14 protein-coding genes are annotated in these 15,220 nt (G+C 46.3%); 8 read left to right on the top strand and 6 right to left on the bottom strand.

Annotated elements, in window-relative coordinates; all coding sequences use genetic code 11:
* Positions 1-302: 302 nt before the first annotated feature.
* The gene (locus GWO68_RS08935; RefSeq protein ID WP_162346089.1) at positions 303-1,862 is read left to right on the top strand and encodes a carbon-nitrogen hydrolase family protein; all 1,560 of its coding nucleotides are present in this window, start codon (positions 303-305) and stop codon (positions 1,860-1,862) included.
* A 106-nt stretch (positions 1,863-1,968) separates the two neighbouring features.
* Here the strand turns inward: GWO68_RS08935 and GWO68_RS08930 are convergent, their stop codons facing one another.
* The 5 genes from GWO68_RS08930 to GWO68_RS08910 form a co-directional block, all read right to left on the bottom strand.
* Entirely contained in the window at positions 1,969-2,874 is a 906-nt protein-coding gene (locus GWO68_RS08930) for an alpha/beta hydrolase (RefSeq protein WP_162346101.1), read from the bottom strand.
* Between the two features lie 177 nt (positions 2,875-3,051).
* Complete coding sequence (locus tag GWO68_RS08925; RefSeq protein ID WP_162346088.1) at positions 3,052-3,471, bottom strand: SRPBCC family protein; 420 nt, start codon at positions 3,469-3,471, stop codon at positions 3,052-3,054.
* A gap of 32 nt (positions 3,472-3,503) precedes the next feature.
* Entirely contained in the window at positions 3,504-4,007 is a 504-nt protein-coding gene (locus tag GWO68_RS08920) for a YkgJ family cysteine cluster protein (RefSeq protein WP_162346087.1), read from the bottom strand.
* A 112-nt stretch (positions 4,008-4,119) separates the two neighbouring features.
* Positions 4,120-4,614, bottom strand: coding sequence for a hypothetical protein (locus tag GWO68_RS08915; RefSeq protein WP_162346086.1), 495 nt, complete (start codon positions 4,612-4,614; stop codon positions 4,120-4,122).
* Positions 4,615-4,652: 38 nt separating this feature from the next.
* Positions 4,653-5,135 (bottom strand): hypothetical protein, encoded by a 483-nt coding sequence (locus tag GWO68_RS08910; protein WP_162346085.1) that lies wholly within the window; start codon positions 5,133-5,135, stop codon positions 4,653-4,655.
* Positions 5,136-5,538: 403 nt separating this feature from the next.
* On the opposite strand from GWO68_RS08910, the gene hisS reads away from it, so the two are divergent.
* The 5 genes from hisS to GWO68_RS08885 all read left to right on the top strand — a co-directional run bounded on the left by hisS (position 5,539) and on the right by GWO68_RS08885 (position 12,018).
* The gene (gene hisS / locus GWO68_RS08905; protein WP_162346084.1) at positions 5,539-6,942 is read left to right on the top strand and encodes a histidine--tRNA ligase; all 1,404 of its coding nucleotides are present in this window, start codon (positions 5,539-5,541) and stop codon (positions 6,940-6,942) included.
* A 1-nt stretch (position 6,943) separates the two neighbouring features.
* On the top strand, positions 6,944-8,464 hold the full coding sequence (hutH, locus tag GWO68_RS08900) for a histidine ammonia-lyase (protein ID WP_162346083.1): 1,521 nt from the start codon (positions 6,944-6,946) through the stop codon (positions 8,462-8,464).
* 149 nt (positions 8,465-8,613) lie between these two features.
* On the top strand, positions 8,614-10,527 hold the full coding sequence (locus GWO68_RS08895; RefSeq protein ID WP_162346082.1) for a gliding motility-associated C-terminal domain-containing protein: 1,914 nt from the start codon (positions 8,614-8,616) through the stop codon (positions 10,525-10,527).
* 143 nt (positions 10,528-10,670) lie between these two features.
* Positions 10,671-11,006 (top strand): YbaB/EbfC family nucleoid-associated protein, encoded by a 336-nt coding sequence (locus GWO68_RS08890; protein ID WP_162346081.1) that lies wholly within the window; start codon positions 10,671-10,673, stop codon positions 11,004-11,006.
* The gene (locus tag GWO68_RS08885) at positions 10,996-12,018 is read left to right on the top strand and encodes a glycosyltransferase family 2 protein (RefSeq protein WP_162346080.1); all 1,023 of its coding nucleotides are present in this window, start codon (positions 10,996-10,998) and stop codon (positions 12,016-12,018) included. Before GWO68_RS08890 ends, GWO68_RS08885 begins: the two co-directional genes overlap by 11 nt.
* Here the strand turns inward: GWO68_RS08885 and GWO68_RS08880 are convergent, their stop codons facing one another.
* Positions 12,019-12,237 carry a PspC domain-containing protein gene (locus tag GWO68_RS08880; RefSeq protein WP_162346079.1) on the bottom strand — a complete coding sequence of 73 codons (219 nt, stop codon included), beginning with the start codon at positions 12,235-12,237 and terminating at the stop codon, positions 12,019-12,021. It abuts the gene before it with no gap.
* Between the two features lie 130 nt (positions 12,238-12,367).
* Here GWO68_RS08880 and GWO68_RS08875 point away from each other — a divergent pair, with 130 nt between their 5' ends.
* Both GWO68_RS08875 and GWO68_RS08870 read left to right on the top strand, forming a co-directional pair.
* Positions 12,368-14,143 (top strand): tetratricopeptide repeat protein, encoded by a 1,776-nt coding sequence (locus GWO68_RS08875; RefSeq protein ID WP_162346078.1) that lies wholly within the window; start codon positions 12,368-12,370, stop codon positions 14,141-14,143.
* Between the two features lie 73 nt (positions 14,144-14,216).
* Positions 14,217-15,200: a pyruvate dehydrogenase complex E1 component subunit beta gene (locus GWO68_RS08870; RefSeq protein ID WP_162346077.1), complete on the top strand. Its 984-nt coding sequence runs from the start codon at positions 14,217-14,219 to the stop codon at positions 15,198-15,200.
* The last annotated feature ends 20 nt before the right edge of the window (positions 15,201-15,220 follow it).

Genomic DNA, 15,220 nt, shown 5'->3' with positions numbered 1-15,220 from the left:
GCCTTGCGGGCGACGAAAATCAGGTACCTCACGCAGACAGGCTAGTAAACTTACTTCACTATTTTGCATCTGCTCCCCCTTTCCTAAACATATTAGTTTACGAAAAATAGAACTTAACGGCCCTGCCCTTTGAAGGGGGCAGGGGGATGACAATCAAACCATACAAACTATAAAGCGCAGTTACTATAGCTGCGCTTTCTTTTTTAACTTTGATACGGTGCGTACAGGCATCTAACTATAAATTGTATCGAAACTATAGTTGCTGCACGTATACCTGTAGCATAAAAGAGAAAAACTGACCCATGAGCGATAAGAACGAAGAAAGTACAGAACACACTGAACACAAATTATTACTGCGCCAGCTCGAGCTCAAAGACTATAATGAAGTAAAAGAGATCATGGATACGGTGTACCGTAACATTGATGGCGCCTGGACCAGAAAAGAATTCTCGAACCTGCTCAAGAAGTTTCCGGAAGGCCAGATCTGTATTGAAGATAAAGGAAAAGTAGTGGCCGGCGCCCTCAGCCTTATAGTAGACTACGCCCAGTACGGCGACAAGCACACCTACGAGCAGATTGTAGACCGTGGCACTTTTAAAACCCACGACCCCGAAGGTGACACCCTATACGGCATAGACGTGTTTGTGCACCCCGAGTACCGCAACCTGCGCCTGGGCCGCCGCCTGTACGATGCCCGTAAAGAGATGTGCGAGAACCTGAACCTGCGCGGTATAATTGCCGGCGGCCGCATACCGGGTTATAAGGATTACGCCAACAAGCTGACGCCTGCCAAGTACATCGAGATGGTGCGCAACAAAGAGCTTTCAGATCCGGTGCTATCGTTCCAGTTGAGCAACGAGTTCCATGTGCGCAAGATCATGAAAAACTACCTGCCCGACGATACCGACTCGCGTGCCTATGCCACATTGCTGGAGTGGGTGAACGTGTATTTTGAAGAGAAGGAAAAGCTGATAGGCGGTAAGAAAACGATCGTTCGGATTGGTATTGTGCAGTGGCAGATGCGTGCCGTAAAATCCTTGGAAGACATGATGCAGCAGATCGAGTTCTTTGTGGACACGGTAAGCTCGTACAAGTCTGATATTGTGGTATTTCCGGAGTTCTTTAACGCCCCGCTGATGGCCCTTACCAAGGAAGATTCTCCGTCGGAAGCGATCCGAAGCATGGCCGAATATACGGATGAGATTCGCGAACGCATGATACACCTGGCGCTGTCGTACAACATCAACATTATTGCCGGCAGCATGCCCGAGTACTACGACAACAAACTATACAACGTAAGCTACCTCTGCCGCCGCGATGGCACCTACGACAAGCAATATAAACTGCACGTTACGCCGGACGAATCGCACTACTGGGGGATGCGCGGTGGCCACAAGCTCAAGATATTTGACACGGATATTGGAAAGATCGGTATCCTGATCTGTTACGATGTAGAGTTCCCGGAACTGGCGCGTATGCTTTCGGATATGGACATGAAGATCCTGTTCGTACCGTTCTGGACCGACACCAAAAACGCTTACCTACGTGTTCGACTTTGCTCTCAGGCGCGCGCCATCGAGAACGAGTGTTATGTGGCGATTACCGGCAGCGTAGGTAACTTACCGAAAGTTGAGAACATGGACATCCAGTACTCGCAGTCAGCCGTCTTCTCTCCTTCCGACTTCGCGTTTCCGCATGATGCTGTAATTGCTGAAGCCACACCAAACACCGAGATGACCCTGATAGCCGACCTGGACCTGAACCTGCTGAAAGATCTGAATACCGCCGGCAGCGTGCGTAACCTGAAAGACCGCCGTAAGGACCTATACAACCTGAGCTGGGTAACCCGCAAGGAAGATTAACAACTATAGTTATACTTAAAGCAAAAGCGCTCCGGACCAAAACCCGGAGCGCTTTTGCTTTATACTTTAAAAGATGTTCAAATTACTTTTTGATCTGGTTTTCTTGTTATTGTTTGCTTAACAGGAAAAGTAAAGGCTGATGCAGGCGTCGAGCCCAGGCTGCTTCGGAGTGGCCTTCTCCTGTAAACTCTTTGGTAACCCAGTTCTTTCTTGTGTAACCCTTTTCCTTCATTAGTTTGTTTACCATGTTTTGGTAAGGTTTGTAAAAAGCATCCAAGGTGGCGGTACCGTAATCGAAGTATATTTTGTGGTTCTCAGGGGATGGTAGTTTCTTCTCCAGGTACGTAACTATAGCTTTGGGAATAGTAGCATTTTGTATGCGCAAACTGCCCGGCCAGTGCGTAGAAAGGCAGGCAGCCCCACCAAAAACTTCAGGATATTCGCAGATTGCATAAAGCGAAATAAGCCCACCCATGCTGGAACCCGCTATAAATGTATTCTCGCGGTCTGAGTAAGTAGAGAAAGTACTGTCTATGAAAGGCTTAAGTTCTTGTGTCAGGAAGAGCAGGTAATTGTCGGCTTGTGGTTTATCCATCAGCTCGTTATTCACCAGATTTTCGCGTAGCTTTTCAGGTAAATTATCCAGCGCTTTCTCCGGGAAGTATTCGGCAAACCTATACTTTGGTATGTTCCAGGTGGCCACTACAATGGTGTTCCTGATCTGCCCTTTCGTCTGCAAGGCCGTTAGCGTTTCATCTACTTTCCATTCCAGCCCGTTCCAGGTTTTGGTGCTATCGAAAAGCATTTGCCCGTCGTGCATGTAGAGTACCGCATATTGTTGGGTGGTGTCATAATTCTCTGGCAGCCAGACATCTACTGTTCTGGGGGTTATATACTTAGAGGCAAACTTATCATAACGCTTAATGGTGCCGCCAGCTACGTGGGGCAGTTGGGCAAAGCAGGATGTTGCAGTAAGTATAGCAACTATAAAAGCAAGTATGTTTTTAGACATTATCATCAGTTTGGGTAATTGAGCTGACCGCCTCCGGGTTCAGGTATAGTTATGTAACGTAAAAGCTTAAAATTACAGTTTATACTTCATAACAAAAGCGCCTCCCCCTGATCTGAGAGAAGCGCTTCGCTTACTTGTACTTTTGCTTGTGTAAAATCCTCTTAAAAGCTGTGTAAGCTATACACCCTCCACATACTTTTTAAAGTTATTAACTATAGCCTGCCAACCGGCACGTTGCATTTCATCAGAATGCGTGCTTTCTGCATCAAATGTTTCGGTCAGTTTGGTTGTGTTGTTACCCAGGTCTTCAAATAAAACCTCAACCTGCCTTCCGTCTTCCATTTTGTAAGCCAGCTTCTTCTCAGGTATAACTTCATCGTAAACACCTCCAAAATCGAAGCTCATTTTGCCATCCTTAGAGGCCATCGTTGATCTGAATTTGCCACCCGTTCTTACATCGTTCTCAGCAGAAGGGCAGTGCCAGTCGTCGGAGGCAAAGTTCCAGTTCACGATATGTTCTGGCGAGGTCCAGTAGGTCCACACTTTCTGGTTGCCAGCGTTTATAGTTGCTTCTACTGTGATTTTTTGTTTTTCCATAGTTGAGGTTATTGATGCACTGTTATCTTTTCTTACGAAAATGAGATGCCAAACCTTTCAGACAGCAGCTTTTCGAGTTGATCTAGTTCTGTCAGTAAATCCAGGTGGAGTTGGTTGAAGGATGAGGGCGACTTGTCCGTTCGAAGTAACTTTTTTAATTCGATCATTTTATAATAAAACGATTGAGATTGCAGTTCAAACTGAACAAAGGCCAGCTTCTTTTCTATAGCAACTTTCTTTTGTTTAACCACATCCACTGTTACAAGAGCCGTTTCAACATCTATTTCCTTTTGTTCCAGAGATGCCAAAAGCCCGCACTCGTATTTGGCACAATGTTTCGGTCTTTCAGGATATATGGTGCAGCCATCACAAAACTTTTTGCAGGGCTGCAGAAAAAAACCTTCCCCGTTCGCATTCTCCACATCCAGCAACTCTCTTAATACAGGCAATTCTTCATACCCAACCTGTACAAAGCCAATCAAGGTACCGTCGCAACATAACCCACACGCCAAACATACCTTTGTTGCATCATCCATACACTTCTGAATTAATTACTTCATAAATGTACGCTTTATTTGGTGTTTATCGGCTTGCGTTGCTTGAGCGTACAACGGAGCGAAGGTTATGGATTGGTTAGTGGCACTAATTCTACTTAATGAATACTTCCTTGAATTCAATTCTTTCAGGTTTCTCATCTGGGAATTTGGGAACTGTCAAAACAGATACATTAACTCTCCACTTTCCATCTGATATTTTTACACCTTCAATTAAGCCACTCTCTATCTCATATATTCCTCTTGCCCAACCACCCACATCCTCAAAATAGCAATTTGTTAACTTCACTTCCTTATCTGTAAATCGAAATTGTACGGCTTCGGTGTTTACCTCAAAAGTGAATTTTCTAACCTTTTCATCATCATAAGCATTGTCACACTGAGCCTTAGCATTGGTGTACTCAAATACGGTGTTGTTACCATTCTCCACTTTATAAATGTTTGAGTTACTGGCGGCATTAAACACCGTCACGATTTCTCTGCCTTCGGTGAAGTTGGTGGTCACTGATTCGGGAGTGCAGTCATCATGGTCGTTACAGGCACCTAATGAGGTAACAACTAGTATCATTGCAAAGCCTAAGTTCTTCATAGCAATGAAGTCCCAGATAATCACGCGAGTTAGTATCTTCATCTAAAATTATTACGACCAACGTGCTCGTACAGGCTTTGGTGAGGCGTAGACGAGATTAAAGCCTGTGCCGTGTTATGTGTAGACATTCTTTCTTCATTTTCAATCCCCCCACCAATATCAATGGTATACCTATTATTATTCCGAACAACATGAAGCTCAGAAAGTATTGGTTTTTTTTCGTCAAATGCCCCTTCTGTTGAATAAACCAGCATTGGCAACATAAAGAGTGTAAAACCAATGGATGAAAAAATTTTCCAGATGGTTTTCTTGGAGTAATAGAAGCTAAACAAGGTAACTATGGCAAGAAGTCCATCTGTTACATAATGCACAGCCATAATATCTGTTCCAGCTATTATTGTTATTGGATACACAAGTGCAGAATTCAGGTAAATCAGTAAAATCTGAATTATAGGCACAAAAGATGACACCAGCAAAAAGGCTGTCAATATTAGTGGTATTGCGAGGTTTTCATTTTTCATGATTATACATAACTATAGTATATACGTTATTATGAGGTTTATCTACACTATGTGCGAAGGTGGTTTTTGTTTTATTTAAGGCTATAGTTTACCACTATTATGGCCTATAATCTTACAACAAGTTAAGTAAAGTATTCAAGTTTTACTATTCTTATGAATCTCCTTTCTTTTTCCTCCTCAAATTGGAGTTACATAATCATGATTTAATTCTCCCGAAAAGAAAACCGGGCTTTGCAAACTATAAAACTGCCACTAAAAGCTGATAGAGGTTTATGAATAGCCGCGTTATAACGCGAATGTAAGCGGGTAATAACACGGGTAACTTCGCTATAAACTATAAACTGCCACTTTCCCGTGTCTTTTATGGGCATAACTTAGTAACTTCGCCGGCAAAGTTTTTAGCATGAGCAAAGAGAAACCAAGTATACCGAAAGGAACCCGCGATTTTGGCCCGGCTGTGGTCGTTAAGCGTAACTATATTTTCAGCATTATCCGCCGTACTTTCGAGAAGTTCGGCTACCTGCCCCTCGAAACCCCGGCCATGGAACAACTGTCGGTGCTTACCGGCAAGTATGGCGACGAAGGCGACCAACTGATCTTCAAGATCCTGAACTCCGGCGATTACCTGGGCAAAACCACTCCTGCCGATATCGAGCAAGGCTCGAAACACCTGATCCGTAAGATTTCTGAAAAAGCACTACGTTACGACCTGACCGTGCCTTTTGCCCGTTTCGTGGTGATGAACCGTAACGAGATCACCTTCCCGTTCAAGCGTTACCAGATACAGCCGGTTTGGCGTGCCGATCGTCCGCAGAAAGGCCGTTACCGCGAGTTTTACCAGTGCGATGCCGATGTGGTAGGCACCAACTCGCTGCTTTGCGAAGCCGAAATTGTGCAGATGATCGACGAAGTGCTGACTACCCTTGGCCTGACGGATTTCACGATAAAGATAAACCACCGTGGCGTGCTGGCTGGCATTGCCGAAGCCATCGGCGAGAAAGGCCGTGAAGGCGACATTTGCGTGGCCATCGATAAGCTGGATAAAATAGGCAAGGAAGGCGTGCGCAAAGAGTTGTTGGAGCGTGGTATTTCGGAAGATGCTGTAAGCAAACTGGAGCCACTTTATACCCTGGAAGGTGACAACCAGGACCTGCTGCAGCAACTGCAAACAATACTGGGCAACACCGAAGAAGGGCAACGCGGCCTGAAAGACCTGAACGACGTTTGGACTTACCTCGATAACCTGGGCAGCAATGCGTTAACAGCCACAAACCCATCAGGTAACCCACGCCTGCAATTGGATGTAACCCTGGCCCGCGGCCTCTCCTACTACACCGGCTGCATTTTCGAAGTGAAGGTGAACAACGTGAACATGGGCAGCATCAGCGGCGGTGGCCGTTACGATAACCTGACAGGCATGTTCGGCTTGCCGGGCGTGTCGGGAGTGGGCTTCTCGTTTGGCGTAGACCGCATTTACGATGTGCTGGAAGAACTGGACCTGTTCCCGGTGAGCGCACAGCTGAGCACCAAGGTACTTATTGTTCAGTTCGATAAGGAGTCGGAACTATACGCGCTGCCGTTGCTGCAGAAACTACGCGATGCCGGCATCTCGTCGGAACTATACCCGGAAGCTGCCAAGCTGAAGAAACAGATGAGCTATGCCGATCAGAAAAACATCCCGTTCGTGCTGCTGGTTGGCTCCGAAGAAATGGCAAGCGGCAAGTTAAAGCTCCGCGACATGCAGACCGGCGAACAGGACGAACTATACATCGACGACATTATTGCCCAGCTGAAAGACATAGCCTAACATGAGCAACATACACCACATCTCCGGCGAGCACCTGAGCCTGGAGCGCATACAGGAGATCATTTCCGGTAACTATAGTTTGGCCCTTTCCGCCGATGCCGAGCAGCGCATCCAAAAATGCTACGACTACCTGCAGGATAAAATGAAGCAGAATGAGCGCAGCATTTACGGCATCAATACCGGTTTCGGCTCACTGTATAAAAATAAAATCTCGAACCACGACCTGGAGCAGTTGCAGCGTAACCTGATGATGTCTCATGCATGCGGCACGGGGCAGGAAGTACCGCAGGAAGTGGTGAAGCTGATGTTGCTGTTAAAGGTACAGTCGCTGGCGTATGGGCATAGTGGTGTGCAGTTGCAGACGGTAAAACGCCTGATCGATTTTTATAACCGTGATATTTACCCTATAGTTTACCAGCAGGGCTCGCTGGGTGCAAGCGGCGACCTTGCTCCTTTGGCGCATTTGTGTTTGCCATTGATCGGCTTAGGCGAAGTGCATTACCAGGGCTACAAACTCGAAAGCCGCCATGTGCTGGAGATGTTCAGTTGGGAACCAATCGCGCTAAAAGCAAAAGAAGGGCTGGCCCTGCTGAACGGTACGCAGTTTATGAGCGCTTATGGCGTTTACAACCTGCTGCAGGCCCGCCGTTTATCAGCCCAGGCTGACTTAATTGGTGCGCTTTCGCTGGATGGATTTGATGGCAGAATTGAGCCGTTCAATGAACTGATACACAAGGTTCGTCCGCATAAGGGTCAGTTGCAAACGGCTGAGACGTTCCGGAACCTACTAGAAGGTAGCGAGCTTATCGTTCAGGACAAGGTGCATGTACAGGACCCGTATTCGTTCCGTTGCATTCCGCAGGTGCATGGTGCCAGCAAAGACGCGCTGCGCTACGCCGAAGAAGTTTTCCTGACCGAGATAAATTCCGTAACCGACAACCCGAACATCTTCCCCGACGAAGACGAGATCATTTCAGGCGGTAACTTCCATGGGCAGCCACTGGCATTAGCGCTGGATTTTATGGCGATTGCCATGGCAGAACTGGGAAGTATTTCGGAGCGCCGCAGTTATTTATTGATATCGGGAACACGTGGATTACCTGACTTTTTAGTGGCCGAGCCTGGTCTGAATTCTGGTTTTATGATCACGCAGTACACAGCCGCTTCTATAGTTAGCCAGAACAAGCAATTTTGCACGCCAGCGTCTATCGACACCATTCCATCCTCAAACGGACAGGAAGACCATGTAAGCATGGGTGCCAACGCTGCTACCAAACTATACCAGGTGGTGCAGAACGTGGAGCGCGTGTTAGCTATAGAACTCATGCACGCCGCCCAGGCTATTGACTTCCGCAGACCATTAAAAACTTCATCAGTTTTGGAAGAGCTTTATAGGTCGTTCCGCGAAGCAGTGCCTTTTGTATCTACAGACCGCGTTTTGCACGATGATATTATGAAGAGTATTGATTTCCTGAGAAGCTTTAGTTTGTCTGAACCAGGATTTTCAGGATTAAAGGATTAGCAGGAATTCGTCTGAACCGCAGATTAATGTTGATTTGATGGATTTACCAGATTATACTTGAGATCTGGTAAATCATTAAAATCTGTTTTAATCTGTGGTTCAGACATTTTTAGGTAAATTCGTACTGCAACTTTTACACATTATCTGCCTTGAAAAAGCACCTCCTCCTGTTTCTGGTCTTACTGCTGACCGGCTTTGCTGCAAATGCCCAGAGCCGTTGCTTTAAAGCCTATGACAGACTGGGAAGGGAAGTTACAAAATTTTGTATTGGAGAGCGCATCACGTTCCGCGACTGTGCCGGTGTAGATGCCGACAAGGAATACTATGACTATGATAAGCGTGACGGTTTAGATTTTAATACACCGGAAGCAAAACAAAAATATCATACGTTTACCACTGCCGGCCCTGTAACTGTAACCCAACTTGGCAACCTGAACGGCCGAACAGAAGAATTTTCGCAGACCTTTGAAGTAGTAGATACTCCTTCCCCAACCTTTACAGTTACAGCCTGCGCCAACAAAACTTTCCGCTTTCAGATTACAGACGCACATTACGATTATTATACTATAAATTTCGGTGATGGCACGTCTAGTCCACCCATTACAAAACAGAATATTGGAAACCCGGTAACGCATAGATACACACAAGCTGGGCCCCACAACGTAAAAGTTACCGGCAAATATGTTGGCGGTTTTTGCAATTCTCCGGAAGCCACACAAACTATAAACGATCTGCCAGCTTATACTTCGCCGGTCATCAACACCCTGAAAGTACAAAAACAGGATGCTACCACTGGAACTATAGATTTTACTTTCAGTAACCTGTTGCAAGGCTATAGCTATACTTTAAAAAGTAAAACGGAAACAGAAACCAACTATAAGCCTGTTGCAACTATAGCAGCAAACCAAACAAGCTATACTTTAGCCAATACTAACACCGCATCAAAAACCGAATTTATACTGGAAGCCACCGATGCATGCAGTACTGTGTTACCAACCTCTAACAAAGCAACCATAATTACACTAACTACAACCGGAGGAAACGAACAGGTAACAATAAACTGGCAAACTATAGCTGGCTTTTTCAAGCAATACGACCTGTACCGTAATGGCATTTTACTCCAATCTGTTGCAGGAAATAGCTCATCTTATACCGATACAGATGTGAGTTGCGGACAAAACAATTGCTATGAAATAAAAGGCATAACTATGGATGGGAAGTCAACTACGGTTTCGGTGCAGAGCTGTATTGCTGTTACTTCTACATCTACCCCACCGGCTGCAACGTTGCTGACCAGTTTTAACCCGCAAAACGAAATAGAAATTACCCTGCAGTTACCCAACGGCCAAAGTATAAAATCGGCTACGTACCAGCGAAGTATAAACGGAGCAGCATTTAAAGATATAGCTAACACCCAGCAAACCACTATTTCAGATAAACTGAGTGCGATTTCCACTGTCTGCTACCGTGCTACCTACACAAACCCCTGCGATAAAACTGCTGCAGCCAGCGCACTAAGTTGTCCGGTTATACTTACTGCAAAACTAACCCCCGAAGAAACAGCGCAACTTACCTGGACCAACTATACCGGCTTTACAAACGGAGCAACCAGCTATACTTTAGAAGTGCTGGATGAAACTGGCGGTGTGGTCAGAAGTATAAAAGTTAGCGGCAACTCTTACTCAGACCAGCTAGCTGCCCAGCAGGAACAGGTTTTCCGTTATCGTATCAAAGCCACATCCGGTTCAGGTACCGTAACTTATTCCAACACCCAAACTATAAAACTGGAACTAGCCCTGTTTGTACCCAGCGCTTTTACCCCGAATAACGACGGCCTGAATGATGTGTTTGAAGTGAAAGGCAAGCGTTTCGAAAACTTCTCCATACGGATAATAAATAGCGCAGGCCAGGTTGTTTATACCTCTGATAACCGCGCAACCGGCTGGGATGGCAATGTTAACGGCAAACTGCAGCCAGCGGGCGTATATGCCTACGAGATAACAGTTAGCTTACAGGACGGCAGTACCAAACGCCGCACCGGAACTGTAACCTTACTGCGGTAAATAATCCTTTTTAAGTAGTACCGATTTTATACCCTGCCAAGTAATTCTGATACTATTTCTGCTTTCTGAGAATTTGCCTGTATATTTGGGAAGCGAATGCGTTATAGTTGAAAACTGCATTTATACTTCAAAAAAACACGCTTATGTTTGATATGATGGGCATGATGGGCAAAATGAAAGAAGTCCAGGCCAAACTAAAAGAAGCACAGGAAAACCTACAACATATAACCGTATCAGCCGAAGCCGGCGCCGGACTGGTAAAAGCAACCGTAAACGGCCAGCGCAAGCTTTTAAAGATAGAGATCGACGAATCGTTGCTGAACGTGAATGACCGCGAAATGGTGAACGACCTGGTAGTAGCTGCCGTGAACAACGCCATGCTAACCGCTGCTGAGCGTGCCCAGGAAGAAATGAAAAAGCACACTTCCGGACTTTTACCCAATATACCAGGTTTAGATTTAGGCAGCTTTGGCTTATAGTACCAGCCGCACGGCTATTGTAATACTTAACTGGAACGGGCAACGCTACCTGCAACAGTTTTTACCGTCGGTGCTGGTAAACAGCCCGGGCTGCGATGTTATAGTTGCAGACAATGCCTCTTCTGATGATTCTATCGTTTATTTAGAGCAGCATTTCCCGAAAGTCCGCATTATCAGGCACAGCCAGAACCATGGTTTTTGTGAAGGCTATAATTTAGCGTTGCAACAGGTAGAGGCCGATTATTATGTGCTGCTGAACTCAGATGTAGAAGTTACGCCGGGTTGGGTAGAACCTATAGTTGCCATGCTGGATGCTGACCATACGATTGCTGCTGTTCAGCCCAAAATAAATGCACAGCAGCATCCTGACTTTTTAGAGCACGCCGGAGCCGCCGGTGGAATGATCGATACGATGGGTTACCCGTTTTGCCGTGGCCGCTTGTTTGAGACCGTGGAAGAAGACCGTGGGCAGTATAACGATGTGCAGGAAATTTTCTGGGCGACCGGGGCCTGTATGTTTGTGCGTGCTAAATTATATCACGAGCTGGGCGGCCTGGAACCCGCTTTTTTTGCGCACATGGAGGAGATTGACCTTTGCTGGCGCGCTAAAAATGCAGGCTATAAAATTATGTATAACGGCCATAGCCAGGTGTACCATGTGGGGGGCGGCACGCTGCATAAATCAAACCCGCGCAAAACGTACCTGAACTTCAGAAACGGGTTGGCGCTGCTGTATAAAAACCTGCCAGGTTCAGAGCTGATACCAACTATAGTTTTGCGCATTTTACTGGACTGGCTGGCTGCTTTCAGGATGGTGCTGGCCGGTCAAACAAAAGATGCATTAGCTGTAATGGATGCACACGCCGATGTGTTACGTAACAGCAGCTATTGGCGCAAACGCCGGAAAGCACAGCAACCTAAAGGCAATTTCGCCCAAATGGCCGGCGTTTACAAAGGCAGTATTGTGTGGGAGTATTTTGTGCGCCAAAAGCGGACTGTATCAGAACTATAACTATAAGTCCCAGACAGTGCTACGCTCGCGGCGCAGGCTCTTTTGCACGTTCATCCAAAAGGCAAGCATCAGGTAAATGATTACCGGCGAGCCCATGGTCAGGAACGACACATAAATAAAGGACAGGCGAATGCTACTGCTGGCGATGCCGAGTTTTTCGCCCAGCATCGTACACACGCCAAAGGCCTGAGATTCGATAAAATACTGGATTCGTTTCATTAGCATTTCCATTAAGTCTATAAAATTAAGGTATTAACTTTTTTCATCAAAATCTGGTGCCGCTATAGTTTAAGCATAACGGTAAAATCGGGTCCTGATGTAGTTCTACGAACAAACTTTATAACCAGCTATGCCCTGTTACAAAAAAAAGTCTGTAAGCCTGTTCTTTTACATCGCCCTGATAGCTCTTGTTACCAGCAGCTGCACCCTGCAGAAAATGGTACGCCTGGCCAAAAAACAGGAGATAACCGTGCAACCAACCCCGCTTGTTGCCAATGGCCAGCTGGTAGAGTTTGAGCTGAAAGTAGCTATGCCACCTAACCTTATAAAAGATGGTTACCGCTATAAAATGGATGTGTACTACGAGTATGGCGAACAGCAACGCGAGCAGATTGGAGCTATAAACTTCGAGTTTGGTGAGTTTTTGTACGAGAACGGCTGGCCAACTATAGTGAAGCAATTCTCTTTCCCTTACACGCCTAAAAAGAACAAAGGCAAACTGTTTGTGCAGGGCATGGCCATCGAGAAAGAAACTGACGAAGTAAAGTATAGCCACCCGAAACAGATTGGAACCGGCCTTGTAACCACGCCCCTGCTGATGGTGCGCAACAACGAGATCCTGTTTATACCAGACAGCTACGCCAACGAAGCCGACAAACCTGCCCAGCTGACCTTTTATTTTGAAGAGGATAACGCGAAGCTCCGTAGTCACCTGGGTTCTAATCTGTCTGTGCTCGACCAATACATAATGGATAATGTTGCTACGCAGGCCGTAACTATAACCGCATCGCAGTCGCCGGACGAGACCAAAGAAATGGCGCAGAAACGCCTGGCTGCTATGGAAAACTATTACCGCTCTAAACTGGAAGCACTTAACTATAGTAACAAGAAAGTAACCATAAAAACACTGCCTGTTAAAAGCACCTGGGAGCAACTGGTAACTAAAATTAAAGCCTCGGCGCTACCAAAAGCTGTTATACAGGAAGTTACAACTATAGCTAACAGCAACTTATCTGATAAAGAAAAAGACGCTGCCCTGCAGAAGACCGAAGCCAACGAGTACCTGCAACTATATGTGTATCCGGCCCTGCGCTTTGCCGAAGTAACTATAAACTATAGCCGCGACAAAAAAGCCGATTACCAACTATACTTACTTGCCAAGCAAATTGCTGAAGAAAAAGCCCCTGCCGATGCCCTGACAGAACAGGAACTACAGCATGCTGCTACTCTTACCCCACTGCTGGCCGAGAAAAAGCAGATTTATGAAGCCGCAGTAAAAACTACCAACAAATGGCCTGCCTACCACAACCTGGGCAAAGTGTATGTGGAGATGGCCCGCAAAGAATACCGCACCAAAGCGAAGCAGGCGCTGCTGGCAAAAGCGATTCACAACTTAACCTACGCTGGTTTCCGGAACCCGACTGCCCCGGTATACTATAGTTTGGCAAGTGCCTACCATGTGCGCGGCGATAAACTGGAAGCCCTGCAGTACTATGATTATGCCATTAAATTAGGTGGAAACCCCGAAGAACTGAAGCGCATTTTTGCTGATAAAGCTGCACTGGAAATTGAAATAGGACAGTATGATGATGCCATCGAGAGTTTGAAATACGCTGGTAACAACTACCAGACACAGATGAACCTGGGGCTAAGCTACCTATTAAAAGAAAACTACGAAGGTGCCCAGGAATTCTATAACAAAGCACTGGAATTGCAGCCGAACGATGCCTTAGCCAACTATAGTTTAGCGGTAATTGCAGCGCGCACTAAAAACAAACCGATGCTTACCTCGCACCTGCGCCAAAGTATAAAAGCCGACAACAGCTACACTGTAAAGGCGATTGAAGACATGGAGTTTGATGCGTACCGCACGGAGCAGGCGTATAAAGATGCTTTCCGGCCATAACTAACTATAAATGCCTTGTAAATTGGCAGGTTTATCTTAATTTTACCCGCTGAACGAGAATATAACATCTGCTATGCGAAGTATACAGTTTAGAGAAGCCCTGCGCGAAGCTATGTCAGAAGAAATGCGCCGCGATAAGAGCGTGTTTTTGATGGGTGAAGAAGTAGCACAATACAACGGGGCCTATAAAGTTAGCCAGGGAATGCTGGACGAGTTTGGTCCGGAACGAGTAATAGATACACCAATTGCCGAGCTTGGTTTTGCAGGTATCGGGGTAGGTGCTTCCATGAACGGCCTGCGCCCAATCGTGGAGTTCATGACCTTCAACTTCTCGCTGGTTGCCATTGACCAGGTAATTAACTCTGCGGCTAAAATGATGTCGATGTCAGGTGGCCAGTATTCGTGCCCGATGGTTTTCCGTGGCCCGACTGGTAGCGCTGGTATGTTGTCGTCACAACACTCGCAGAACTTCGAGAACTGGTATGCCAACACGCCTGGTTTAAAGGTAGTTGTACCATCAAACCCTTACGATGCAAAAGGCCTGATGAAATCTGCCATCCGCGATAACGACCCTGTTATTTTTATGGAGTCGGAGCAGATGTATGGCGACAAAGGCGAAGTGCCGGAAGAAGAATACCTGATCCCGATCGGTGTGGCTGATATCAAGCGTGAAGGTACTGACGTAACGATCGTTTCGTTTGGTAAGATGATGAAAGTGGCTTTAGCAGCAGCCGAAGAACTGGCCAAAGGTGGCGTAAACGCTGAAGTAATTGACCTGCGCACGGTTCGCCCTATTGACTATAAAACCCTGGTAGAGTCTGTTAAAAAGACCAACCGCATGGTGGTTGTTGAAGAAGCATGGCCGCTGGCATCTATCTCTTCGGAGCTGGCTTACCACATCCAGAGCAACGCCTTTGATTACATGGATGCTCCGGTTAAGCGTGTTACCTGCCGCGACGTTCCGCTTCCGTATGCACCAACGCTTATCGAGGCGTCGTTGCCAAACGTACAGCGCACCATTGATGCCGTTAAACAAGTGATGTACAAAAAAGCTTAAGCAGCTTTAAACCCTGATAA

Source organism: Pontibacter fetidus, from assembly GCF_010119545.1.
Classification (GTDB): Bacteria; Bacteroidota; Bacteroidia; order Cytophagales; family Hymenobacteraceae; genus Pontibacter; species Pontibacter fetidus.
The sequence above is the reverse complement of the archived record's forward strand: the minus strand, read 5'-3'. Positions and strand labels throughout refer to the sequence as shown.